General features: G+C 70.1%; 21 protein-coding genes. 12 read left to right on the top strand and 9 right to left on the bottom strand.

Features of this window, described 5'->3' with window-relative positions:
• Nucleotides 1-9 precede the first annotated feature (9 nt).
• Genes ACOOHF_RS09035 through ACOOHF_RS09015 form a run of 5 tightly spaced genes read left to right on the top strand, consistent with a single transcriptional unit; the run spans nucleotide 10 to nucleotide 4781 of the window.
• The gene (locus ACOOHF_RS09035; protein WP_420464268.1) at nucleotides 10-666 is read left to right on the top strand and encodes a hypothetical protein; all 657 of its coding nucleotides are present in this window, start codon (nucleotides 10-12) and stop codon (nucleotides 664-666) included.
• A 16-nt stretch (nucleotides 667-682) separates the two neighbouring features.
• The gene (locus ACOOHF_RS09030; RefSeq protein WP_420464267.1) at nucleotides 683-1912 is read left to right on the top strand and encodes a glycine C-acetyltransferase; all 1230 of its coding nucleotides are present in this window, start codon (nucleotides 683-685) and stop codon (nucleotides 1910-1912) included.
• A gap of 47 nt (nucleotides 1913-1959) precedes the next feature.
• A complete protein-coding gene (gene rpe, locus ACOOHF_RS09025; RefSeq protein ID WP_420464352.1) occupies nucleotides 1960-2637 on the top strand; it encodes a ribulose-phosphate 3-epimerase in 678 nt (225 codons plus the stop codon).
• A gap of 7 nt (nucleotides 2638-2644) precedes the next feature.
• Nucleotides 2645-3823: a molybdopterin-synthase adenylyltransferase MoeB gene (moeB, locus tag ACOOHF_RS09020; protein WP_420464266.1), complete on the top strand. Its 1179-nt coding sequence runs from the start codon at nucleotides 2645-2647 to the stop codon at nucleotides 3821-3823.
• Nucleotides 3824-3839: 16 nt separating this feature from the next.
• On the top strand, nucleotides 3840-4781 hold the full coding sequence (locus ACOOHF_RS09015) for a cobalamin-binding protein (RefSeq protein ID WP_420464265.1): 942 nt from the start codon (nucleotides 3840-3842) through the stop codon (nucleotides 4779-4781).
• A gap of 11 nt (nucleotides 4782-4792) precedes the next feature.
• Here the strand turns inward: ACOOHF_RS09015 and ACOOHF_RS09010 are convergent, their stop codons facing one another.
• From ACOOHF_RS09010 to ACOOHF_RS08995, 4 genes are all read right to left on the bottom strand, one after another.
• Entirely contained in the window at nucleotides 4793-5194 is a 402-nt protein-coding gene (locus ACOOHF_RS09010; protein ID WP_419934676.1) for a type II toxin-antitoxin system VapC family toxin, read from the bottom strand.
• Nucleotides 5195-5205: 11 nt separating this feature from the next.
• Complete coding sequence (locus tag ACOOHF_RS09005; RefSeq protein WP_420464264.1) at nucleotides 5206-5499, bottom strand: hypothetical protein; 294 nt, start codon at nucleotides 5497-5499, stop codon at nucleotides 5206-5208.
• Nucleotides 5500-5600: 101 nt separating this feature from the next.
• Complete coding sequence (serA, locus tag ACOOHF_RS09000; RefSeq protein WP_420464263.1) at nucleotides 5601-7211, bottom strand: phosphoglycerate dehydrogenase; 1611 nt, start codon at nucleotides 7209-7211, stop codon at nucleotides 5601-5603.
• A gap of 38 nt (nucleotides 7212-7249) precedes the next feature.
• A complete protein-coding gene (locus ACOOHF_RS08995) occupies nucleotides 7250-8350 on the bottom strand; it encodes a pyridoxal-phosphate-dependent aminotransferase family protein (protein ID WP_420464262.1) in 1101 nt (366 codons plus the stop codon).
• A gap of 144 nt (nucleotides 8351-8494) precedes the next feature.
• Between ACOOHF_RS08995 and ACOOHF_RS08990 the strand changes: the two genes are divergently transcribed.
• Both ACOOHF_RS08990 and ACOOHF_RS08985 read left to right on the top strand, forming a co-directional pair.
• On the top strand, nucleotides 8495-8758 hold the full coding sequence (locus tag ACOOHF_RS08990) for a hypothetical protein (protein WP_419934672.1): 264 nt from the start codon (nucleotides 8495-8497) through the stop codon (nucleotides 8756-8758).
• A gap of 26 nt (nucleotides 8759-8784) precedes the next feature.
• Nucleotides 8785-9069 (top strand): hypothetical protein, encoded by a 285-nt coding sequence (locus ACOOHF_RS08985; RefSeq protein ID WP_419934671.1) that lies wholly within the window; start codon nucleotides 8785-8787, stop codon nucleotides 9067-9069.
• A gap of 21 nt (nucleotides 9070-9090) precedes the next feature.
• Here the strand turns inward: ACOOHF_RS08985 and ACOOHF_RS08980 are convergent, their stop codons facing one another.
• Nucleotides 9091-10431, bottom strand: coding sequence for an alanine/glycine:cation symporter family protein (locus ACOOHF_RS08980; RefSeq protein ID WP_420464261.1), 1341 nt, complete (start codon nucleotides 10429-10431; stop codon nucleotides 9091-9093).
• A gap of 202 nt (nucleotides 10432-10633) precedes the next feature.
• Between ACOOHF_RS08980 and ACOOHF_RS08975 the strand changes: the two genes are divergently transcribed.
• Together ACOOHF_RS08975 and ACOOHF_RS08970 are read left to right on the top strand one after the other, a co-directional pair.
• Complete coding sequence (locus tag ACOOHF_RS08975; RefSeq protein WP_420464260.1) at nucleotides 10634-12184, top strand: DbpA RNA binding domain-containing protein; 1551 nt, start codon at nucleotides 10634-10636, stop codon at nucleotides 12182-12184.
• Complete coding sequence (locus ACOOHF_RS08970) at nucleotides 12184-13218, top strand: potassium channel family protein (protein ID WP_420464259.1); 1035 nt, start codon at nucleotides 12184-12186, stop codon at nucleotides 13216-13218. Before ACOOHF_RS08975 ends, ACOOHF_RS08970 begins: the two co-directional genes overlap by 1 nt.
• Before the next feature lie 30 nt (nucleotides 13219-13248).
• Here ACOOHF_RS08970 and ACOOHF_RS08965 read toward each other — a convergent pair whose 3' ends face one another.
• Together ACOOHF_RS08965 and ACOOHF_RS08960 are read right to left on the bottom strand one after the other, a co-directional pair.
• Nucleotides 13249-14748 carry a sodium:solute symporter family protein gene (locus ACOOHF_RS08965; RefSeq protein ID WP_420464258.1) on the bottom strand — a complete coding sequence of 500 codons (1500 nt, stop codon included), beginning with the start codon at nucleotides 14746-14748 and terminating at the stop codon, nucleotides 13249-13251.
• A gap of 72 nt (nucleotides 14749-14820) precedes the next feature.
• The gene (locus tag ACOOHF_RS08960) at nucleotides 14821-15489 is read right to left on the bottom strand and encodes a hypothetical protein (RefSeq protein WP_420464257.1); all 669 of its coding nucleotides are present in this window, start codon (nucleotides 15487-15489) and stop codon (nucleotides 14821-14823) included.
• 140 nt (nucleotides 15490-15629) lie between these two features.
• Between ACOOHF_RS08960 and ACOOHF_RS08955 the strand changes: the two genes are divergently transcribed.
• From ACOOHF_RS08955 to ACOOHF_RS08945, 3 genes are all read left to right on the top strand, one after another.
• Nucleotides 15630-15941: a metal-sensing transcriptional repressor gene (locus ACOOHF_RS08955; RefSeq protein ID WP_420464256.1), complete on the top strand. Its 312-nt coding sequence runs from the start codon at nucleotides 15630-15632 to the stop codon at nucleotides 15939-15941.
• Between the two features lie 15 nt (nucleotides 15942-15956).
• Complete coding sequence (locus ACOOHF_RS08950; RefSeq protein WP_420464255.1) at nucleotides 15957-18266, top strand: heavy metal translocating P-type ATPase; 2310 nt, start codon at nucleotides 15957-15959, stop codon at nucleotides 18264-18266.
• A 91-nt stretch (nucleotides 18267-18357) separates the two neighbouring features.
• The gene (locus ACOOHF_RS08945) at nucleotides 18358-18699 is read left to right on the top strand and encodes an SPW repeat domain-containing protein (RefSeq protein WP_419934661.1); all 342 of its coding nucleotides are present in this window, start codon (nucleotides 18358-18360) and stop codon (nucleotides 18697-18699) included.
• A 27-nt stretch (nucleotides 18700-18726) separates the two neighbouring features.
• On the opposite strand, the gene ACOOHF_RS08940 is transcribed toward ACOOHF_RS08945, so the two are convergent.
• Both ACOOHF_RS08940 and ACOOHF_RS08935 read right to left on the bottom strand, forming a co-directional pair.
• Nucleotides 18727-19812, bottom strand: a complete 1086-nt coding sequence (locus ACOOHF_RS08940; protein WP_420464254.1) for a hypothetical protein — start codon at nucleotides 19810-19812, stop codon at nucleotides 18727-18729.
• Entirely contained in the window at nucleotides 19812-20765 is a 954-nt protein-coding gene (locus tag ACOOHF_RS08935; protein WP_420464253.1) for a hypothetical protein, read from the bottom strand. The genes ACOOHF_RS08940 and ACOOHF_RS08935 overlap by 1 nt, the downstream gene beginning before the upstream one ends.
• Nucleotides 20766-20775 lie beyond the last annotated feature (10 nt).

Genomic DNA, 20775 nt, shown 5'->3' with positions numbered 1-20775 from the left:
CGCCGACCCGTGGGAAGAGCGCCGCACCTCGCGGCCCTAGCGCTCACGGTACTCCTGGCGGCCGGGTGCTGGCGGCTCGGCGAAGCCTACGAGAGCGAGGCGCTCGTCACCTGGGTCGCCTATCCCGAGACCGTGCGCGTCGACGCACCCTTCTCCTTCGAGTTCGGCGGCCCCGTGTCCCCCGACCAGTGCGGACGGCTGGACACGGCCACCCTGGCGGTCACCGACGCCTCGATCGAACTCGCGGCCCTGCGCAGCACCTTCCGCGCCATGTGCGCGCCGCAGCACGTCAGCTTCTACGAGGCGCGTCCGCTCAGGATCGCGACGCCGGGGGAATACCGCGTGCGGAGTTCGACCGGCATCGACCTGGGCACGCTCGTCGCGATCGACAGCGGCAGTTTCTCCACCGTCCGCACCTGGGGCGAGGGCACGATCCGCGAGGCCGCGGGGTGCTGGCTGTTCGGGCCGGGCTGGATCGGGAGCCAGCGCGTGTTCGCGCTCGACCGCCTCGCTCCCGAGCTTCAGGAAGTCGGCACCGACCGCGTCATCTACGTGAGGGGACAGTTGCGCGGCTTCATCTCGTGCGGGAACTGGGGTTCGCGGCCCCGCATCCGGGTCGACACCGCGTGGGTCACGGACAAGCGGGTCGGCGACCTGTACCCGTGAGGGACCTACATTCTCCATGATGACACTCTATGAGGAACGGGACGTGACGATGTCGAACGTGAACCCCGGTCTCGAGCGCCGGCTGGCGACCGAACTCGGGGAAATGAAGGAGAACGGGGTTCACAAGGAACTCCTGCACATCATGGGGCGGCAGGGGCCCGTGGTGGACATCGATGGTCTGGGCGAGACCATCAACATGTGCTCGAACAACTACCTCGGGCTGTGCGACGAGCCCTCCGTGATCGAGGCGGTGAAGGAGGGGGCCGACAAGTACGGCGCGGGGACGTCCTCGGTCCGGTTCATCTGCGGCACGTTCGACATCCACAGCGAACTCGAGGCGAAGATCGCGGACTTCCTCGAAACCCCGGCCTCGCTCACCTACACCTCGGCGTGGAACGCGAACGAGGGCCTCTTCGCGCCCCTCCTCGGACCGGAGGACGCGCTCATCTCGGACCGTCTCAACCACGCCTGCATCATCGACGGCATCCGCCTCTGCAAGGCCCGCCGCGTCATCTACGACCACATGGACATGGACTCGCTGCGCGAGGCGCTGGAGTCCTCACGGGAGGCGCGGCACCGGCTCGTCATCACCGACGGCATCTTCTCGATGGAGGGGGAGATCGCGCCGCTCCCGGAGATCCGCGAACTGTGCGACCGCTACGACGCGATCATGGCGGTCGACGACTCGCACGCCACGGGGGTTCTGGGAGACACGGGCCGGGGGACGCCGGAGCACTGGGGCATGCACGGCGAGGTCGACATCGTCACCTCGACGCTCGGCAAGGCGCTCGGCGGCATGGCGGGCGGCTTCACGGCCAGTTCCGACGCCGTGATCGACTACCTCACCCAGGCCTCCCGGACGCAGCTGTTCACGAACGCCCTGCCCTGCCATTCGGCGACCGGCGCGCTGGCCGCGATCGACCACCTCGAAGAACACCCGGAACTCGTGGCGAAGCTCCGCGACAACACCGAGTATTACCGCGAGGGTCTGATCGAACTGGGCTACAAGCCGATCCCCGGCGGCACGCCGATCGTCCCCGTGATCGTCGGCAGGACGGCGGACGCCATCCGGCTCAGCCGGGAGTTGCTCCGCGAAGGCGTCTTCGTCATCGGGTTCGGCTATCCGGTCGTGCCGCGGGGCGAGGCCCGCATCCGGTGTCAGCTCTCCGCCGCGCACGAGCGCGAACACATCGACGCCGCCCTCGCCGCGCTGAAGAAGGTCGGCCGGCGTCTCCAACTCATCTGAACCACCGGGAGCACGGGATCGTGGCGGAACGCGGACTGAATCGGGACATGCCGGGGGGGCTACGGATCGCCCCCTCGATCCTGGCCGCCGATTACGCCAGGCTGGGCGCGGAGGTGGCCGAGGCCGAGGAGGCGGGCGCGGAGTGGTTCCAGCTCGACGTCATGGACGGACATTTCGTCCCCAACCTCACGATCGGGCTGCCGGTGCTCGAATCGCTGCGCGCGGTGACGGACGCGTTCCTGGACGTTCACCTGATGATCGACAACCCGGGCGAGTTCCTGGAACCGTTCGCGGCGGCCGGCGCCGACATGATCACGGTCCACCAGGAGGCCTCGGCGCACCTGCACGGAGACCTGCACCGGATCCGGGAGCTGGGGTGCCATGCCGGCGTGGCGCTCAACCCGGCCACCCCCGCCGAGACGCTGTCGGAGGTACTGGGCTACGTCGACCTCGTCCTCGTGATGACGGTGAACCCCGGGTTCGGGGGACAGAAGTTCATCCGCGGGGCGGTGCCGAAGATCTCGACCGTCCTCCGGATGGCCGCCAACCGCGGTATCGCGCCGCCGGTCATTCAGGTCGACGGAGGGATCGATCCGACCTCGGCCCCCGTGTGCGCCGCCGCCGGGGCGTCGTCGTTCGTGGCGGGCTCCTCCGTGTTCCGGTGGGCGCCGGGGATCGCCGCGAACATGGCGGCGCTGCGCGCGTCGCTCGCCGCGGGCGTGTGAGCCGGCGGTGAACGGCGGGCTGTCGCGCGAGGAACTCGTCCGTTACGGGCGGCACATCAGCATCCCGGAAGTGGGGCTGGAGGGGCAGCGCCGGCTGCGGGCCTCGAGCGCCCTCATCGTAGGGGCGGGCGGCCTGGGTTCGCCGGCCGCGCTCTACCTCGCCGCGGCCGGCGTGGGACGGCTCGGGCTCGTGGACCACGACCTCGTGGAACTCTCCAACCTCCAGCGCCAGGTGCTGCACGACACGGAGGCGGTGGGCACCTCGAAGCTCGCCTCCGCGCGGGCGCGCCTGGAGGGGCTGAACCCGCACGTCGAGATCGAGACGTTCGAGACCCGCCTGGATTCGGGGAACGCGCTGGAGATCCTCGCGGGGTGGGACTTCGTGGTCGACGGGAGCGACAACTTCCCGACCCGCTACCTCGTGAACGACGCCTGCGTGATGCTGGGGACGCCCTTCGCGTACGGGGCCATCCTCCGCTTCGAGGGCCAGGCGTCGGTGTTCGCGGCCCCCGGCGGGCCCTGTTACCGCTGCCTGTTCCGGGATCCGCCGCCCCCGGATCTCGTGCCCAACTGCGCGGAAGCGGGGGTACTCGGGGTCCTGCCGGGAATCGTGGGGTCGATCCAGGCGAACGAGGCGATCAAGTGGCTGGCCGGGATCGGCGACACCCTTGCGGGACGGCTGCTCCTGATCGACGCGCTGAGGATGGAGTTCCGCTCGCTGGCGATTGCGCCGGACCCCGAGTGCGCGGTGTGCGGGCCCGAGCCGAGCGTGACGGAACTCATCGACTACGAGCGTTTCTGCGGCGGATCGCCTCGCGACGAGGCGGCGGGCGGAGGCGCGCACACGGAGGGTGACATGCACGACCTCGACATCGACGTGCACGAACTGAAGCGGCGGGTCGACGCGGGAGAGGCGTTCCAGCTCATCGACGTGCGCGAGGACTACGAGTGGGAGATCTGCAACCTCGAGGGGGCCGGGGCTCGGCTCGTGCCGCTGGCCACGCTTCCGAAGGCCGTGGACGGCCTCGACCGCTCGACGCCGCTCATCGTGCACTGCCGCTCGGGCCCCCGCGGAGACCGGGCCGTGGCCTATCTGCGCGCGGTCGGGTTCGAGCACGCCGTCAACCTCGCGGGCGGGATCCTCGCGTGGGCCGAGGAGATCGAACCGGAGATGCCGCAGTACTGATGGAGGCTCCACGCCGGTGACGGACTCGAATCGGGCCGCGCCGCGCATCGTCTCCCTCCTCGCATCGGGGACGGAGATCGTCGACGCACTCGGACTCGGCGGGTGCCTCGTCGGCATCTCGCACGAGTGCGACCATCCGCCGTACCTGCTCGACCGGCCGCGGGTGAGCCGGCCGCGCTTCGACCCCCGGGGGCTCTCGAGCGGCGAGATCGATGCCGCGGTGCGACGGGCGATGGCCGACCACGGGAGCGTCTACGAGATCGACGGCCAGCTCCTCGACGAACTCGACCCCGACATCATCATCACGCAGGCGGTGTGCGAGGTGTGCGCCGTGCCGACGGGCGGCGTGCGGGAGGTCCTCGGCGCGCGGGGGATCGAGGCCGAGGTTGTGTCGCTCGACGCGCACACGATCGAGGAGATCTTCGCTTCCCTCGAGCAGGTGGCGCGCGCGGCGGGGCAACCGGAGGTGTCGCGCGGTCCGGCCGGCTCGCTGCGGGCGCGACTCGACGCCGTGCGCGAGGCGGTACGCGGCGCGGGCCGGCCGCGGGTGCTCGGGATCGAGTGGCTCGACCCCCCGTTCGCACCCGGCCACTGGGTGCCGGAGATGATCGACCTCGCCGGGGGCGAGAACCTCACCGGCGAGGCGGGCCGCCCATCCCGCGAGACGACGTGGGAGGAGGTCGAGGGTCTCGATTCGGACGCGCTCCTCATCATGCCCTGCGGCTACGGGCTCGAAGCCGCCCGCGCGGACGCCGACCTGCACGCCGAGCGCCTCCTGCGCGTCGCGCCGCGCACCATCGCGGCGGGCCGGGCCTGGGTCGTCGACGCCTCCTCCTACTTCAACCGCTCGGGCCCCCGCTTCGTGACCGGCGTCGAGATCCTCGGCGGCCTGCTGCACCCCGACCGCCTCCCCGCCCCCGATCCCGGACATGCCGCCGTGTGGGCGCCCCCGACGTAACGACTGACGAGTCAGACCGTTCCGGGAACCATCGCGAACCCCGCGATCCGGAAGTGCCGGTCCAGCGTCAGCGCTTCGTCGATCCCCAGTTCGGTCATGACGGTGAAGCTTGCGGCATCGGCGAGCGAGAATCGCTGGTCGGAGAAGCGCCGGATCCACCGGTCGATGGCCGTGGCCTCGCGTTCGCGCGTCACGTATTCGATCCGGTTCGGAGGTTGTCGAACCGCCTCGAGAAAGGCGAGCGCAGCCTGCTGGCCGGCGCGCCGCAACAGAAGCGCGTGAGTTTCGGCCACGACGAGGTTCGTGGTCACGACCGTGGCGCCGTCGCGCACTCGACCCCGGAGGGCCTCGGCCACCTCCTCGTGGTCCTGGTGCGCGCGGTCCGCCAGCGGATACCACGCGCTGGTGTCCACGAAGAGGGCTCTCACTCGAAGGCACTGCCGTGGGGCTCGTCCCGCGGGTCGGGGGACCAGGAGGCGATCTCCCCGCTGGCGAAGAAGTCGTCGTGATCGCGCGCCACATCGGCGGGCGGCGGCTCTCCGGACGGCGGGCTGCTGAAAAGACCGATGATCGAGAGCGCGGGGTGGCGGGCCGGGTCCGAGAGCTGCAACTCCAGCGCCTCCAGACCTCTCCGCAGGACGCTCGACTTAGTGGTGGCGAGCCCCTCCCTCAGACGCTCGAGCCGGTCCTGATCGGCCGGCGCCAGATAGACCTGCACCGGTTCCGCTACGCGACCACTCCCATCCGCTAAATCATGATTGTCTCTCATGATTCATGATACTAAAAGCGGCGGCGCGGCGCCAAGCTCGGCGTCGCGGGTCAGTCGAAGCTGATCTGCTGGACCTCGTCTACGGCGTCGAGCTCCACCAGATCGCGCAGGATATCGGGCGGCAGCTGGCCGTCGATCCGCACCACGCCCAGAGACCGGCCGCCACCCCGGCGTCGGGCGAGGTGGTATTCGGCGATGTTGGCGTTCGCCGCGCCGAGCACCGTCCCCACGGCGCCGATCACGCCGGGCTGGTCGCGATTCCGGATGAGAAGGCAGGTGCCCCGGGGCACCGTGTCCACGCGGAATACCCCCACCCGGACGATCCGGGGCTCCATTCGTGTGCCCATCAGCGCGCCCCCCACGATCCGCTCGTCGCCCGGAGCGGATGTCGCGCAGAGTTCGACGTAGTTCGTGTAGTCGCCCACGGCCTGGGTACGGACGCGGGCGATCTCCAGACCGCGCTCGGCCGCGATCGAGAGCGCGTTCACGACGTTGAGGGGCGGATCGACGCGTGTCTCGAGAAAGCCCACCGCGACGCTCGCGGCGAGCGGCCCGAGCACGCCATCCCGCGGCCCGCCGTAGCCGACTTCAATCCGGCGCGGCGGCGCGTCGTCGAGCCCGGCGAGCAGACGCCCCAGACACCGACCCAGTTCCATGATGGCACCGGCGCCATCTCGATCTTCCGCCTCGAACGGCGCGTTGAGCGCACCGCTGTAGTCGTCCTCCAGCAGCGCATCGCGGACGGCGACGGCGATCTGCCGCGAGACCTGACGCTGGGCCTCGAACGTCGAGGCGCCGAGATGGGGGCTGAACACGAGGTGGGGGGCGTCCCGCAGCGGGCTGTCGGCGGGCAGGGGTTCGGTCTCGTATACGTCGAGGCCGGCGGCGCCCAACTGCCCGCTGGCGAGCCCCTCGGCCAGGGCGGGTTCGGCCACGAGCCCGCCCCGCGCCGCGTTGACCAGGATGACGCCCGGCCGCATCGCGGCGATTTCCTCGCGTCCGATGAGCCCGCGGTTCTCGTCCGAGAGCGGAACGTGCAGCGTGATCGCGTCACACATGCGGAGGAGCGTCTCGAGGTCGACGAGTTCGACGCCCAGGTCGCCGGCACGCTCCAGGTTCACGAACGGATCGTGCGCGACCACGCGCATTCCGAACGCCCGGGCGCGCAGGGCGACCTCCGCGCCGATGCGGCCGAGCCCGATCACGCCGATCGTCTTCCCGCTCAGCTGGGTTCCCCGCAGTTCCTTCCGCTTCCATTCGCCGGCCCGGATCGTCGAATCCGCCTCCGGCAGTCGGCGGGCGGCGGCGAGGAGCAATCCGAAGGTCATTTCGGCCGTCGAATAGGTGTTCGCGGCCGGGGCGTTCAGCACGGCGATGCCCCGGCGGGTCGCGGACGGGATGTCGATGTTGTCCACGCCGACGCCCGCCCGTCCGATGACGCGCAGCGACTCGCCGGCCTGCATGAGTTCCGCGTCGACCGTCGTGCGGCTGCGGACGATGAGCGCCGACGCACCCGGCAGCGCGTCCAGGAGGGCCTCCCGATCCCCTTCGCTGAGGTCCTCCACGACGAGACCCGCGGCGGCACGCAACGTGGCGATCCCGTCCGGGAGGAGAGGATCCGCGATGAGGAGGCGCAGCGGGCCGCCTTCCGGGTCGCTCACTCTGCTCCGCTCACTCTGCTTCGCTCACTCCGCTCCGATCACAGTACATCGTCGAGGACCGCCAGAAGCGCCTCTAACTCCTCCAGCGTATGCTCGCCCATGTGTCCGATCCTGAACGATCCCGCTTTCAGCGGCCCGTATCCCGCCGCCACCGTATACCCCCGCGCCGCCGCGCGCGAGACCACCTCCGGCCCCGTCAGGCCTCCGGGGAGCATGATGACGGTGACGCACGGCGACCGGTACCCTTCCGGCGCCAGCACGCGCCACGGCTGCCCCGTGCGGGCGGCCGTCCGGTCCACCCACTCGTACGTGCGGCGCGCCATCCCGTCGTGCCGCCGCCAGCGCGCCTCCATCCCCTCTTCCATCATCCGGGCCAGTTGCCGCTCGAGCGCGAAGAAGAGCGACACGGCCGGCGTGTTCGGCGTTTGCCAGCGCTCGAGGTTCTTCTCGAACTTGAGGAGGTCGAAGTAGAAGCCGCGGTGCTCGACCTCCCGGGCGCGGGCGAGCGCCCGCTCCGAGGCGACCGCGAGCGCGAGGCCCGGTGGCAGCGCGACGGCCTTCTGGGAGCCGGTGAGGACGAAGTCCAGACCCCACTCATCGGTCCGGACCGGCGCCCCGGCGAGCGACGAGACGGTGTCGACGGCGATGAGCACATCGTCGAACTCGTGAACGACGGCGGCCAGTTCCTCCAGCGGGTTGAGGACGCCGGTCGAACTCTCCGAATGCACGACCGTGACGAGGTCGTAGCGGCCCGGCGCTTCCGTGAGCGCGGCCCGCAGCCGGTCCGGAAGGTTCGGCTTCCCCCACTCGGCCTCGAGTCTGTCCGCGGGACGCCCTGTCGCCTCGGCGATGGCATGGAACCGCTGACTGAACGAGCCGTTGACGAGGCAGAGCACGCGGCGGCGCGTGAGGTTCGTGATCGCCGCCTCCATCATGCCAGTGGCGGAGGAGGTCGACAGGTACACCGGCCGCGTCGTCTGAAAGAGTCGCGAAGCGGCGGGTTGCAACCCCTTGACGAGCCCCGACACCTCGGCGCTCCGATGCCCCACCACGGGCCGTCGCATGGCGTCGAACAGGTCGGGCGGCACTTCCGTGGGACCGGGCAGGAAAAAGCGCCCGAAAGTGATTGGCGAGTTCATGGCGGGAGATGGTATCGCCCTCGGACGCGAGAGGCCAACGTTCCGGTTGACGGGTCGCTCGGGCCGCAAGATCTTGCGGCCCGAGCGATGTGTCCCGCTCCACCGGAACCGATCACCGGCCCCAATCGCCGAACCCGAGATCACATGCGCTACGTCACCATCACCGACCTGTCTCCGGAAGACGTCCTTGAACGCGCGAAGCGTTTCTTCGGCGAGCATTCGAGTCTCCGGGTGCGCGAGGAGACCGCGGCTTCGCTCACCTTCACCGGAGAGATCGGCCTGGCTCGCTTCGCGGTCGACCGCGACGGCGGCCACACGAACGTACGCGTGGAGACGGATCGCGTGGTGGGGCTCGATGTGACCGACCTCGCGAAGCGGTTCCTCTACACGCTCCGCAACCGCCACTGAACCCGCCCGAGAGGACCGGCCACCGGATGAACGCCACGGAACGCATCACGGTTCGTCTCATGATGCCCGACCGCTGGCTCGAGCACGTGGCCGAACTGCCGGCCGACACCACCGTGGAGGCGGCCAAGGCGTTCGGGATCCGCGAGATGCTGCAGCGCTCCTCCGATGACCCCGCCGACTTCTACACCGAGTACGCCGAGCGCCGCATCCGCGACGAGACGCGCACCCTGGCCGACGTGGGCATGCCGCCGCGCGGGGTTCTCTCGATCCGCGCCTACGACCTGGGCCACTACCCCCCCTTCAGAGGCTAGCGGCGGCGACCCCGCAGTCCGTCAGACGCGCCCGAAGTAGCTCCGCGTCTCCCGCCGCACGACGCCCGACAGCAGGAGAAGGCCCACCAGGTTCGGGGCCGCCATGAGGCCGTTGAGGATGTCCGAGACGAGCCACACGACGTCCAGTTCCACGACCGCGGCGAGGCCGACGACGGCAACGAACGCGAGGCGGTAGGGCGGGATCGCGCGCGCGCCGAAGAGGTAGGCCAAGCTGCGTTCACCGTAGTAGGACCACCCCAGCATCGTGCTGAAGGCGAAGGTCGCGAGGCCGAGGGCGACGATGATGTCGCCGGCGCCCGCGAGGAGGCTCGTGTCGAAGGCCAACTGCGTCATGTTCGCGCCCTCGGCCCCGGAGCTCCACGCCCCCGTGGTGAGGATCGCGAGGCCCGTCAACGTGCAGACGACGATCGTGTCGATGAACGTCTGGGTCATCGAGACGAGCGCCTGGCGCACGGGTTCGCGGGTCTGCGCGGCGGCGGCGGCGATCGCCCCGGTGCCGAGCCCCGATTCGTTCGAGAAGATCCCGCGCGCGACCCCGAAGCGCATCGCCTGCAGGACGGTGTAACCGAGGGCCCCGCCGGCTACCGCCCGCCCCCCGAACGCGTGCTCGAACACGAGGCCGAACGCCGCCGGGATCTCCGCCGCGTTGGAGATCAGGACCAGACCCGCGACGCCGATATAGAGGACGATCATCGTCGGCACGATGACGCTCGCGACCCGGCCGATGGAACGGATGCCTCCGATGATGACGAACCCGACCGCGGCCGCCGTGACGAGACCCACAATCCAGTGCGGTATCCCGAACGACTCGTTCATCGCGTCCGCCACCGCCTGTGACTGGACGCCGTTGCCGATCCCGAACGCGGCGAGCGTCGCGAAGGCGGCGAAGGCGATCGCGAGAACCCGCCCGAGCCCTCCGCGTCCGAGCCCGTGCTCCAGATAGTACATGGGACCACCGGCCTTCTCGCCCCGCGCGTCGGTTTCCCGGTAGCGGACGCCGAGGACCGCCTCGGCGTACTTCGTCGCCATCCCGAGGAGCCCCGTGACCCACATCCAGAAGAGCGCGCCGGGACCGCCCGCCCCGATGGCGGTCGCCACGCCCACGATGTTCCCCGTGCCGACGGTCGCGGCGAGCGCCGTCATGAGCGCCTGGAAGTGGGAGATGTCGCCCTCGCCGTCCGGCTCGCGGCGCTTCACGAGCGCGAGCCAGAGCGCGTGCCACAGGCGGCGAAACTGCAGTCCCCGCAGCAGTAAGGTGTACACGAGGCCCGTCATGAGGAGCAGGATGATGAGGGGTACGCCCCACACCCATGCCTGAATCGTCTCCAGGGCCTGGACCACGGGAATTCGCTTCGCCTTGTGTAAGGAAGAGAGAGCCCCCGGGTCTGCCGCGGGCGGGGGAGTGGGACGTTAGGCCGGTGCCCGCGGCGGCGTCAACGTCGCGCGGCGCTCTTTGGGCCGGCCATCGGCTTGCGTACGTTGCCAGCGATCCCGGAGGACCCCCGCTCGCGACCCGTATCCACGCTTTGGAAGGATCCCGCTCTTGGAACAGCACCAGCCGGATGAAGCCGTGGCGGCGGAGGCGCCGGCGCCGGAAGCGCTCGAGGCGCTCTCGGCGGCGGTCGCGCGCGGGCGTCACCTCGCGCTCATCGCCTCCGAGGGGGCGGGCCTCGCGCAACTCTATGCGGCGGCGGCGACACGCGATCTGGCGGAGGGCGGGGCCGGCGACGGCGAGGGGCGGGTCTTCGTGCTGACCGCGTCGGTGGAGCGCGCACGGCGTTGCGCGGCCCGCATGTACGACGCCGCACGGGAGGCGGGGCACGACGTGGTCGTCGTCGCGCCGGGTGCGACGCCCGAGGCGGCGGAGCGGGCGCCGATCCTCGTCGGGCCACCGGCTCCGCTGCTCGAGGCCGTGCGGAAGGGTGACATCTCCGCCACGGCGCTGAGGACGCTGGTGCTGGACGATGTTCCGGGGCTGGAACCGGCGTGGTCGGCCGTCGAGGCCGTGCTGCAGGCCTGCGACGAGGGGGCGCGCCGGATCGCGACGACCCACGCCCGCGACGCGGGGTTCGACGAGTTTCTCGGGCGCTGGCTTCCGCGCGCGCGCCGGTGGCCGAGCGAACTGTTCGCCGAGCCGCGGGACGACGCGCCGGGGGCGGGCCAGGGGTCCGCGGCGACGGTTGCCGTCGCGAGCCGGGCCACCCGGGCCGGACGGCTGGCCCGCCTGGCCGAGTTGCTGCACGGCATCACCCGGGACGGCGCGGCGACGGCCGTCAGCGTCGAAACGGCCCCCAACGCCGTCGCCGAAGTTCAAACGGCGCTCTCGACGGCCGGGTTCGATGTCGCCGGACCCGGCGGCGACGCTCCCGTGCACGTCGGGGCGTGGGGACAGGTCGATCCCGCTCCGCACGCGGTCGCCTTCGAGCTGCCGCCGGCGCCGGCCCCGCTCGCGCGGGCGGCCGGGACCGCCGACCGCTGTTACGCCATCGTCGACGCGCTGCACGAGCGGCAGTTCAAGCTCACGGCGGCGCGGGCCGGGCTGCCCGTCGCGCCCCTCGGAGAGCCGGTCGACGCCGCGCTGCTGGACGACATCGCGGCCTTCCGGGCCCGCGTCTCCGACGCCCTCGAACGGGAAGACACGGCGAGCGGTGCCCTCCTGCTCGCGCCGCTCATCGAGGAACACGGCGGCGCGCACGTCGCCGGCGCCCTCGCCGGCCTGCTCCGGGCGGCCGACCTGGCCCGGCCGGCCCCGGAGGCCGGGGAGCCCCCCGCAGCCCGGGAGACCGCGGCAGGCGCCCGACCCGCTGTGCACACCGACGCCCACGCCCGGCGCGCGACGCGCCCCACGTGGACCCGCGTCTTCGTCGGCGTCGGGAAGCGGGACGGCGCCGGCCCCGGCGACCTCGTCGGCGCGATCACCGGCGAGACCGGCGCGGCCGGCGGACAGATCGGGCGCATCGACATCCGCCAGAACTTCACTCTCGTCGACGTCGATTCGCTCGTGGCCGACGAGGTCGTCCGCGGTCTCGACGGCCGCATGATCAAGGGCCGACAGGTCGTGGCCCGACTCGACCGTGGTGCGGCACGCGGCTGATGTGCAGTCTGCCGGACTTCTCCCGCTTCAGGAACCGCCTGCTGGGGGCCGTCTTCTTTACGGCGGGCCTCGTCGTGGTCGGGACGATCGGCTTCTCCCTCATGCCGGGCTGGAACCTGTCGGACGCCTTCTTCATGACCGTGATTACGGTCTCGGCGGTCGGATACGGTGAGATCCAGACCCTGACGCCCGGCGGCCGTCTCTTTGCGAGTTTTCTGATCGGGGGCGGCATCGTCACGCTCGCGATCTGGTTCGCCCTCATCACCGCCACGCTCGTCGAGATGGACCTGACCCACGCATTCAGGAAACGCAGAACGATGACAAGGATCGAACGCACCAAGGACCACGTGATCCTGTGCGGCGCGGGCCGTACCGGACTCCACGCGATCAAGAGGTTCGTCGCCCGGGGCGACCCTTACGTCGCCATCGAGAGCGACCCCCAGCAGGTCGCGCGCGCACGGCAACTGGACCCGGACTTGCTCATCATCGAAGACGATGCGACGAGTGACGAGGCTCTGGTGGCGGCGGGCATCACCCGCGCCCGGGGACTCATCGCCGCACTCAGCGCGGACACGGACAACGCCTTCGTCTGTCTGGCGGCGCGGGAGCTGAACCCGGATCTGACCATCGTGGGCCGAGCCCGCTCGGAGCGTTCGGTGGGGAAGCTGAAGAAGGCCGGCGCCGACCGCGTCGTCACCCCCAACGCGACGGGCGGCATTCAGATGGCTTCGCTCGTCCTGCGCCCGGATGTGACGCTCTTCGTCGACGTAGCGGGCAAAGACGGCCTGGAGCTACTTCTCGAGCAGGTGCTCGTGTCCCCGACCTCGGAGCTTGCGGGGCTCACGCTGGCCGAAGCCGCCATTCCGGCCAGAACCGGGTCACTCATCGTGGCAATCCAGCGAGGCGAACGGGACGAAGGGGACGAGCCTTTCCTCTATAACCCGGGTCCGGGGGAACGGGTGCGACCCGGCGACCACCTTGTCGTGCTGAGCCCTCCAGGCAAGCTCGACGACCTCCGCCACCTGCTCGCCTGAGGAGGTCCCGGCTTCACGATCGCTGCAGGACTAGATCCGTTCCGGGTCCTTCCGGAAGAAGGGGGCCCACTTCTCCTCGGGCGAAGGCGGCGTCAGCAGGCTCACCACGATCAGGAGCCCCAGGGAGATCAGGACGCCGGGAATCACGATGTAGTCGCTCGAGGCGAAGTCGAACTCCGTCCCCCCGATCAGGGCCGTGAAGTTCACCCCGAGCCGGGAGAGGACCGCGATCCCGACGATGCTCCCGAGCCCTCCGGCGATGCACGCCACGCCACCCTGCGCCGTCACCCGCCGCCACAGGAAGGCCGCGAGCAGGGCCGGCGTCAGGCTCGCCCCCACGAGTGAGTAGGCGTACAGCGCCATCGAGAGCACGGTGTCGAACTGCGTGAGCAGCACGAGCCCCAGGCCGCCGAACAGGACGATGCAGAGACGCTGCACTCCCAGCTTCCTCCCTTCGCTGGCGTCCGGATCGACGAAACGCTCGTACAGGTCACGGCTCACGTTGGTGGACGGCACGAGCAGGAAGGTGTTGCCGGTCGAGAGCACGATGGCGACCGCCGCCGCGAGCAGGATGGCGCCGCCGATGACCGGGAGTCCGTTGGCGGCGATGTAGAGGATCACCGTCTCCGACGCGGCCCGTCCGACCAGAGAGACCTGCTCCGGATCCGCCAGCTCGGGGAACACCGAGCGCCCGACGATCGCGATCAGGGCCAGCGAGGTCTCGATGAAGACGACGCCGATGAACATCCCGACTACGGCCTTCCTGGCGGACCCCGCGTCCTTGGCCGAGAAGAACTTCTGGTACATCCCGCTCTCGCCCAGGATGAGGAGGAACGTCGGCATCGCGACGCCGAGCACCCAGAGGAAATTGTGCCCCCCCAACATCGTCAGATGCCCTTCGGGCAGCCCGGCCGCGATCGCCCCGACCCCACCGTTGGAGAGGACGAGATAGGGGAGGCCGATGATGATGCCGAGGGTGATGATGATCCCGTTAAGGAGGTCCACCGAGACGATCGACACCATGCCGGCGGCCGCCGTGAAGAGCACGATCGTCGCCGCCGTGATGTACATCCCGGTTTCGGGGGAGATGGCGCCGTCGGTCACGATGCTCAGGATCCAGCCGCCGCCCCGGAACTGGTAGGCGGCGATCGTCACGTAGGCGAGGATGATCGCGACGGTGCCGAGGATGCGGGCCACGGCGTTGTAGCGCTGCTCCAGCAGGTCCGGGACCGTGTACTTCGCGATCGCTCGCACGCGCGGGGCGAGGTAGAAGGCGACGAGCAGCCCGGCCCAGGCGCCGAACGAGAACCACAACTCGGCGATGCCGGTACGGTAGGCCAGCCCGGCCCCTCCGAACAGCGATCCGGACCCGATCCAGGTGCAGATGAGCGTCCCCACGAGGAGCGCCACCGGCACGTTCCGACCCGCGACCATGAAGTCCGCGTGGCTCTTGATCTGCCGGGAGCGCCACAGCCCGATGCCGATCAGGATGAGGGGATAGCCGAAGACGGCGATCGTGAGCAGGTCCATCGGTCCTCCGCCTTCCGGGGGAATCCGCTGCTTCCAGTTCCGCTGCTTCCAGTTCCTCTACTTCCCGTGCCTCTACTTCCCTTTCGACATCCGGCGCTTCAACTCCTCGAGCATGGCGTCGGCCTGCACCTCCCGCAGTTCGCGTTCGGCCGCGAAGTCGCGGCGCGGCGCACGAGGCGCCGGGTCGAGCGTCTCCTCCACCTCGCGGGTCGCGTCGTCGAGGTCGGTGCGGCTCTGCATCTTGCCGGCCATGCGGTCGAACGCGTCGACCGAGTCGAACCGGCTGGCCGAATGCTTGATCGCCTTCGCCCGCCGCTGCTGCACGCTCAGCGAATCCCGGCGCGCCATCGCGCTCTTGAGCTGCTCGGCGCCCTGCGCGGCCTCGTCCCTGCGCTGCCGGATCTCGGCCTGGGTCGCCTCGGCCTTGATGACGAGCACCTCGAGACGCTGCCGGTGCCGCGCCGCGAACCGGTTCGCCACCTCGACCGTCTCGGCGTCCCCGATCTCGGCCGCCTTCGCCGCCCGCCGCTCGGCGGTCCGGGCCGCGTTCCTCTCCTGATCGGCCTGTCCCACCTGCGACTGGAACAGCGCCTCGAGTTCGGTGATCCGCGCCCGCGTCTCGACGAGTTCCTCGCGCATGGCGTAGATGACGCGATCGATGTCGTCCTCTTCGATGCCGTCCCGCTTCGCCTCCATGCGGTCGAGCACGTCGTCGACCATCCGCCTCAGTTTCTTGAACATGGCCTTGAGGTTAACAGCCCTCGCCGAAACGCCGCCACCGATTCCCCGTCGCCTTGCGGTATATACAATACCCCTGTATAGTATATCCTACGGAAGATCGTCGATGGTTTCTGGCTGAGCGGGAAGAGCGTACGGATTGAATGGCGGTGGGCGAGGCAGGGGCGCATGCGATGGGGATCGCGGAGGGGACGAAGCGCGACCTCGACCGTCGGCTGGCCCGGATTCGGGGACAGGTCGGGGGCATCGCCCGCATGGTGGAGGACGAGCGATACTGTCCTGACATATTGCAGCAGTTCGCCGCCGTTCACTCCGCGCTCCGTTCGGCCGAGAAGGAACTCCTGATGAACCACCTGGAACGCTGCGCCACACACGCGATCGCCGAAGGAGGCGACGCTGCGGTCCGCGTGCGCGAGGAGATCGCGGACCTCTTCATGCGCTTCGCCGGCAAGTAGACGGCAGACGACCCGATGTCGAACGCGACCCATCTGAAGAAGACGTACCGGATCACGGGCATGCACTGCGCCGGCTGCGTGGGCTCGGTCGAAAAGACCCTGAACGCGATCGACGGCGTGGAGGCGACGGTGAGCCTGCCGGCCGAGTCCGCCACGCTTGCCCTGACCCGAGAGGTCGGCTTCGATGAACTCGCCGCGGCGGTCCGGCAGGCGGGCTACGAGATCGAGCCCATAGCGGAGGCGGACCGCGGAGAGGCCGAACGCAAGCGCCTCGCGGACACGGAGGCCCGCTCGCACCAGGCGTGGCGGACCATGTGGACCGCGTGGGCGCTCACGGCCCCCGCCATGTTGTGGATGTTGCCCGAGATGTTCGCCGGCGTGCGCTGGCCGTCGCCCCTCCTCTTCGACCTCGGGGTGACGGTGCTCGGGGCCGCCGTCCTCGCCGGGCCGGGCGCGGACACCCTGCGCGGCGCCTGGCGCTCGGCGCGAGGCCGGATGCCCAACATGGACGTGCTCATCGCGCTGGGGGCCGGTGTCTCCGTGCTCACGGGCGTGTGGGCGGTGCTCCATGTGCTCGGCCTCGCCCCGATGATCATGAACTTCGCGCCCGTGGGCGCGATGATCGCCTCCATCCACCTCACGGGACGCTTCGTCGAGGCGAAAGCCCGCGGCCGCTCTTCCTCCGCGATCCAGGCCCTGCTGTCGCTCGAGGCCCCGACGGCCCGCATCGAACGCGCGGGCGCCGAACTCGAGGTGCCGACGCGGGACGTGCGCCTGGGCGACGTCATGATCATCCGCCCGGGCGAGAAGATCCCCACCGACGGCGTCGTCCTCGAGGGAAGGAGCGCGGTGGACGAATCCCTCGCGACGGGTGAGTCGATCCCGGTGGAGAAGGAGCCGGGGGACAGCGTCCTGGGGTCGACCGTGAACCACTCCGGCGCGCTGCGGGTGCGGGCCACGGGCGTGGGCGAGGACACCTTCCTGTCGAACGTCATCCGCCTCGTGGAGGAGGCGCAGGCAAGCAAGGTCCCGATCCAGGAGTTCGCGGACCGCGTGACGGCCGTCTTCGTGCCGGTGATCCTGGTCGTGGCGCTGGCCGCCTTCGCGGGCTGGTTCGCCCTGCCCGTCGTCTTCTCCGATGCCGCGCGCTGGGCCTCGGGCTTCCTCCCGTGGGTGAACCCGGATCTGGGTCGGCTGTCGCTCGCGCTCTTCGCCGCGGTGGCGGTACTGGTGATCGCGTGTCCGTGCGCGCTGGGGCTCGCCACCCCCACCGCGCTCATGGTCGGCACCGGCCTCGGAGCGACGCGGGGCATCCTCATCCGGGACGGCGCCGCCGTTCAGACGCTGGACCGGGCGGACACGCTCGTGTTCGACAAGACGGGCACGCTGACCCGCGGCGCCCCGCGCGTGGTGGCGGTGCACATGGCGGCTGCCCGGCCCGGCGATGCGGCGGAGAGCGGCGACCGCGCGGACGGCGAAGCCCGGCTGCTCGCGCTCGCGGCCTCACTCGAGGACGCGTCGGAGCACCCCCTCGCCCGGGCCGTGGTCGCGGAGGCACGCCTCCGCGGCGTCCCGCTCGCACGCGCGGCCCACGTGGAGGCCCAGGTCGGCATGGGGATCGTGGGTGTCGTCGACGGGGAGCGGGTTGTCGTCGGGAACACGCGGCTCCTGCGCGAGGAGGGCGTCGCGGGCGAGGACATCGCGGAACTGGAACGACGATTCGGGTCCGACGCGCGCACCGTCGCCCATGTGGCCGCCGGCGGGCGGCTGCGGGGCACGATCGCGATCGCCGACCCCGTGAAGGAAGACGCGCGGGAAACCCTCCTCGAGCTGAGTCGCCGCGGCTTCCGGACCGTGATGCTCACCGGCGACCACGAGGCCGTGGCGGCCGCCGTCGCCCGGCAACTCGGGATCGACGACTTCCAGGCCGGGCTCCTCCCCGCCCAGAAGGTCGAGGCCGTGCGGCGGCTCCGCGCCGAAGGTCACACCGTGGCCTTCGTGGGCGACGGGATCAACGACGCCCCCGCGCTCAAGGCGGCCGATGTCGGCCTCGCGGTGGGCACCGGCACCGACATCGCGATCGAAGCCGCGGACATCACCCTCGTGCAGGGCGATCTCGGCTCCGTGCTGCGCGCGACGAAGCTCGCCCGGGCCACCTTCCGCAAGATCCGGGAGAACCTCTTCTGGGCCTACGTCTACAACGTCGTCGCGATCCCCGTCGCCTTCCTGGGCCTCCTCCACCCCGTCATCGCGGAAGCCGCCATGGCGCTGAGTTCGATCTCGGTCGTCACCAACGCGAACCGCCTGCGCCGCGCCCGGCTGTAGGCCACCCGCCGAGGTTTGCCTTCGTCCGTGCGGGGGCGCATCATAGGCGCCGGTTCTTCGGGTTCATCCGGTTTCATCCGAGAGAGGTTCGATGGCCTCACGCTGGATCGGTCTCGCATTGGGACTCTGGTACCTGGGCGCACCCTTCATCTGGGGCTATCCGTTCGGTTTCCTGTGGTGGCACAGCGTGGTGCTGGGGGGCTCGATCCTCGTCGTCACGATCACGTTCAAACTCGGGATCAACCGGATCAGCGGCTGGGGCCTGATCGCACTGGGCGCCTACAGCATGCTGTCGCCCTTCATCCACGGGTATCTGCCCAACGCGCAGGCCTTCTTCAACGACCTCATGTTCGGCGTCGTCACCGTGGGTACCGGCGTCGCGATGGGCGGGGCGGGCATCGAACACTCCGACGAGGCGCACAGCGCGGCCTGACTCCCGGCGTTCCCGCGGGAACGCTTCCTACTTCGGCTCCAAGCCCAGCGCCCGCACGAACGCGTCGTAGTCCACCAGCGCCACATGCGGCACGGGCCTGAGAACTTCGAGGAGTACGGAGTGGCCTGGCTGGGCGTCCAGCAGCGCCATCTGGCTGCTCGTGTGGAAGGCCGGCGCGTCTTCGTCCAGCAGCATGACCCGCGTCCCGGACTCGCCGCTGACCCATGCGGACAGGATGCGAGTCTGATCGAGGATGGCCGCTCCGACGAAGATGGCAGGCGGCGGCTGCTGGATGGCTCCGTCGCCCGTGCGCTGTTCCCTGGTTGGGCCGGGATCTGCGAACTCGGGGACAGTGTCTACGGCCACCGTCCGATAGTCGGGACAGGCCAGGGTAAGCGTCTCAGGAGGATCCCTGGCATCGTGGTGGAGCAGGATCAGCTCTCCACCCCTGGCGAGGCGGCTGGAGCCGCCAAGGGCGCGCCTTTGGCGGGCCCGGCGCTCCGCCGGACTTGCGCCCTCGACGATCGCGGACGGAGGATCGGCGAGCGCGCCGAACGACCTGAGCCAGACGATGGTTCCCTCCGTATCCGGCCCGGGCCCGTAGGCCAGGAAGTCGTCGCCGCAGCCCCGAGCCACCGAGGTGGGGAAGAATCCGATGTTCCGCTCGTCCACCAGTTGTCCCCCGAGGGTGAAGATCGACGCGCGACCGGGCTCAAGCAGGAGCACGTGATCGTTGGAGACTCCGATTGCCGTGGGGGACGTGGCTTCTCCCGGACCGCCACCACGCGGAACGAAGGCGACCGCGAGCGTCCCGTCGCGCTGGAAGACTCGAACGAAGGGCGGGACCTGGTCGAGCACGACGACGAAGCGACCGTCCGGGCTCATCTGAGCATCGAGGATCCGGGAGAAGATTTCGGCTTCCGAGCCCGCGTCGACCTGATGGCCGATTCTGACCGCCGATCCCAGGAGCAGCTCGAGGGACGCCGAGATGTCGACCACATCTCTCCCCTCGCCGACCCGTGCCCCGCTGGGCGCGCCCTCGCCACCGCAGGCCGCGAGACCCGCGAGCAGCACGATTCTGGAAGGTGCCAGTATGCGCAGGGAACGCCTCATCAATCCTCGGGAAGTTCGTACCAATCTACCTCATCGTCCGTGAGCCCGTCGGAGCGGCGGAGCGCGATGAGCCGATTGCCGAGGATATCGATCATGCTCACGGCACCCTGGAGTGCTGCAGTCCCCGTGAGCGAGGCTGACTCGAGATCGTAGACGTCCACGTAGACGCCTTCATCTTCCCCGAGTCGCAGGATCCACAGCCGGCCTTCCGTGTCGACGCCCGCGGAGCCGTACCACGGATTCGCGCGTGCGCGCAAATCCTCGGCGGTGTATCCCGGGTCGAAGCCGCCCGGGTTGTTCTCCCGGGCCCGCATCATGTTCGCGATCACCTCTTCGCTCGTGAACCTCTCCCTGTACGTCGGCGACCGGATCACGACGGCCTCGCCCGATCCGGACGGATACCAGAGCAGGAACTCGCCGAAGCAGGCCACATGGACGATGCCGGCGCCGGCCGGGTAGGCGGCGCCGATCTTTTTCTGGCGGGGGCCGGGGGCCGTCCGGCACGCCACGACCGAGGGATCGGGCAGCCACTTCCGCAGGACCTCGCCCGTCCCCAGGTGGATCTCCGCCTCGGCGTATACAGGGTCGTCAGGCGCCATGTGCGCGGTGAGGGCCGTGCTGTCCGTCTGCCTGATGAGACCTATGGTCATGCCACCCGTTGGGGCACTCGATACGAACACGCCTTCGGGTGTGAACCGCGACATCCGGTTCAGGCGTGTATCGCTCACCGTGATGTCTCCGTGCGGCCCCCGGGTGATCGCGGTCGGCATCACCAGTTCCCCCGGGCCCTCGCCCGGTTTCCCGAAGGTCAGCGAATCCCCGCGTACGTCCACGCAGTAGCCCTGGATCCTGTACCGGTCGACGACACAGGCCGTGTCGGGGCTGATCAGGGCGGCACCCAGGAGTGATGCCGGAAGGCTGGCCGAGGCGAACGGTTCGAGGTTGACCGTCACACCGGGGGCG

Origin of the sequence: Candidatus Palauibacter sp., assembly GCF_965216145.1 — a bacterium.
Taxonomy (GTDB): domain Bacteria; phylum Gemmatimonadota; class Gemmatimonadetes; order Palauibacterales; family Palauibacteraceae; genus Palauibacter.
The sequence above is the reverse complement of the archived record's forward strand: the minus strand, read 5'-3'. Positions and strand labels throughout refer to the sequence as shown.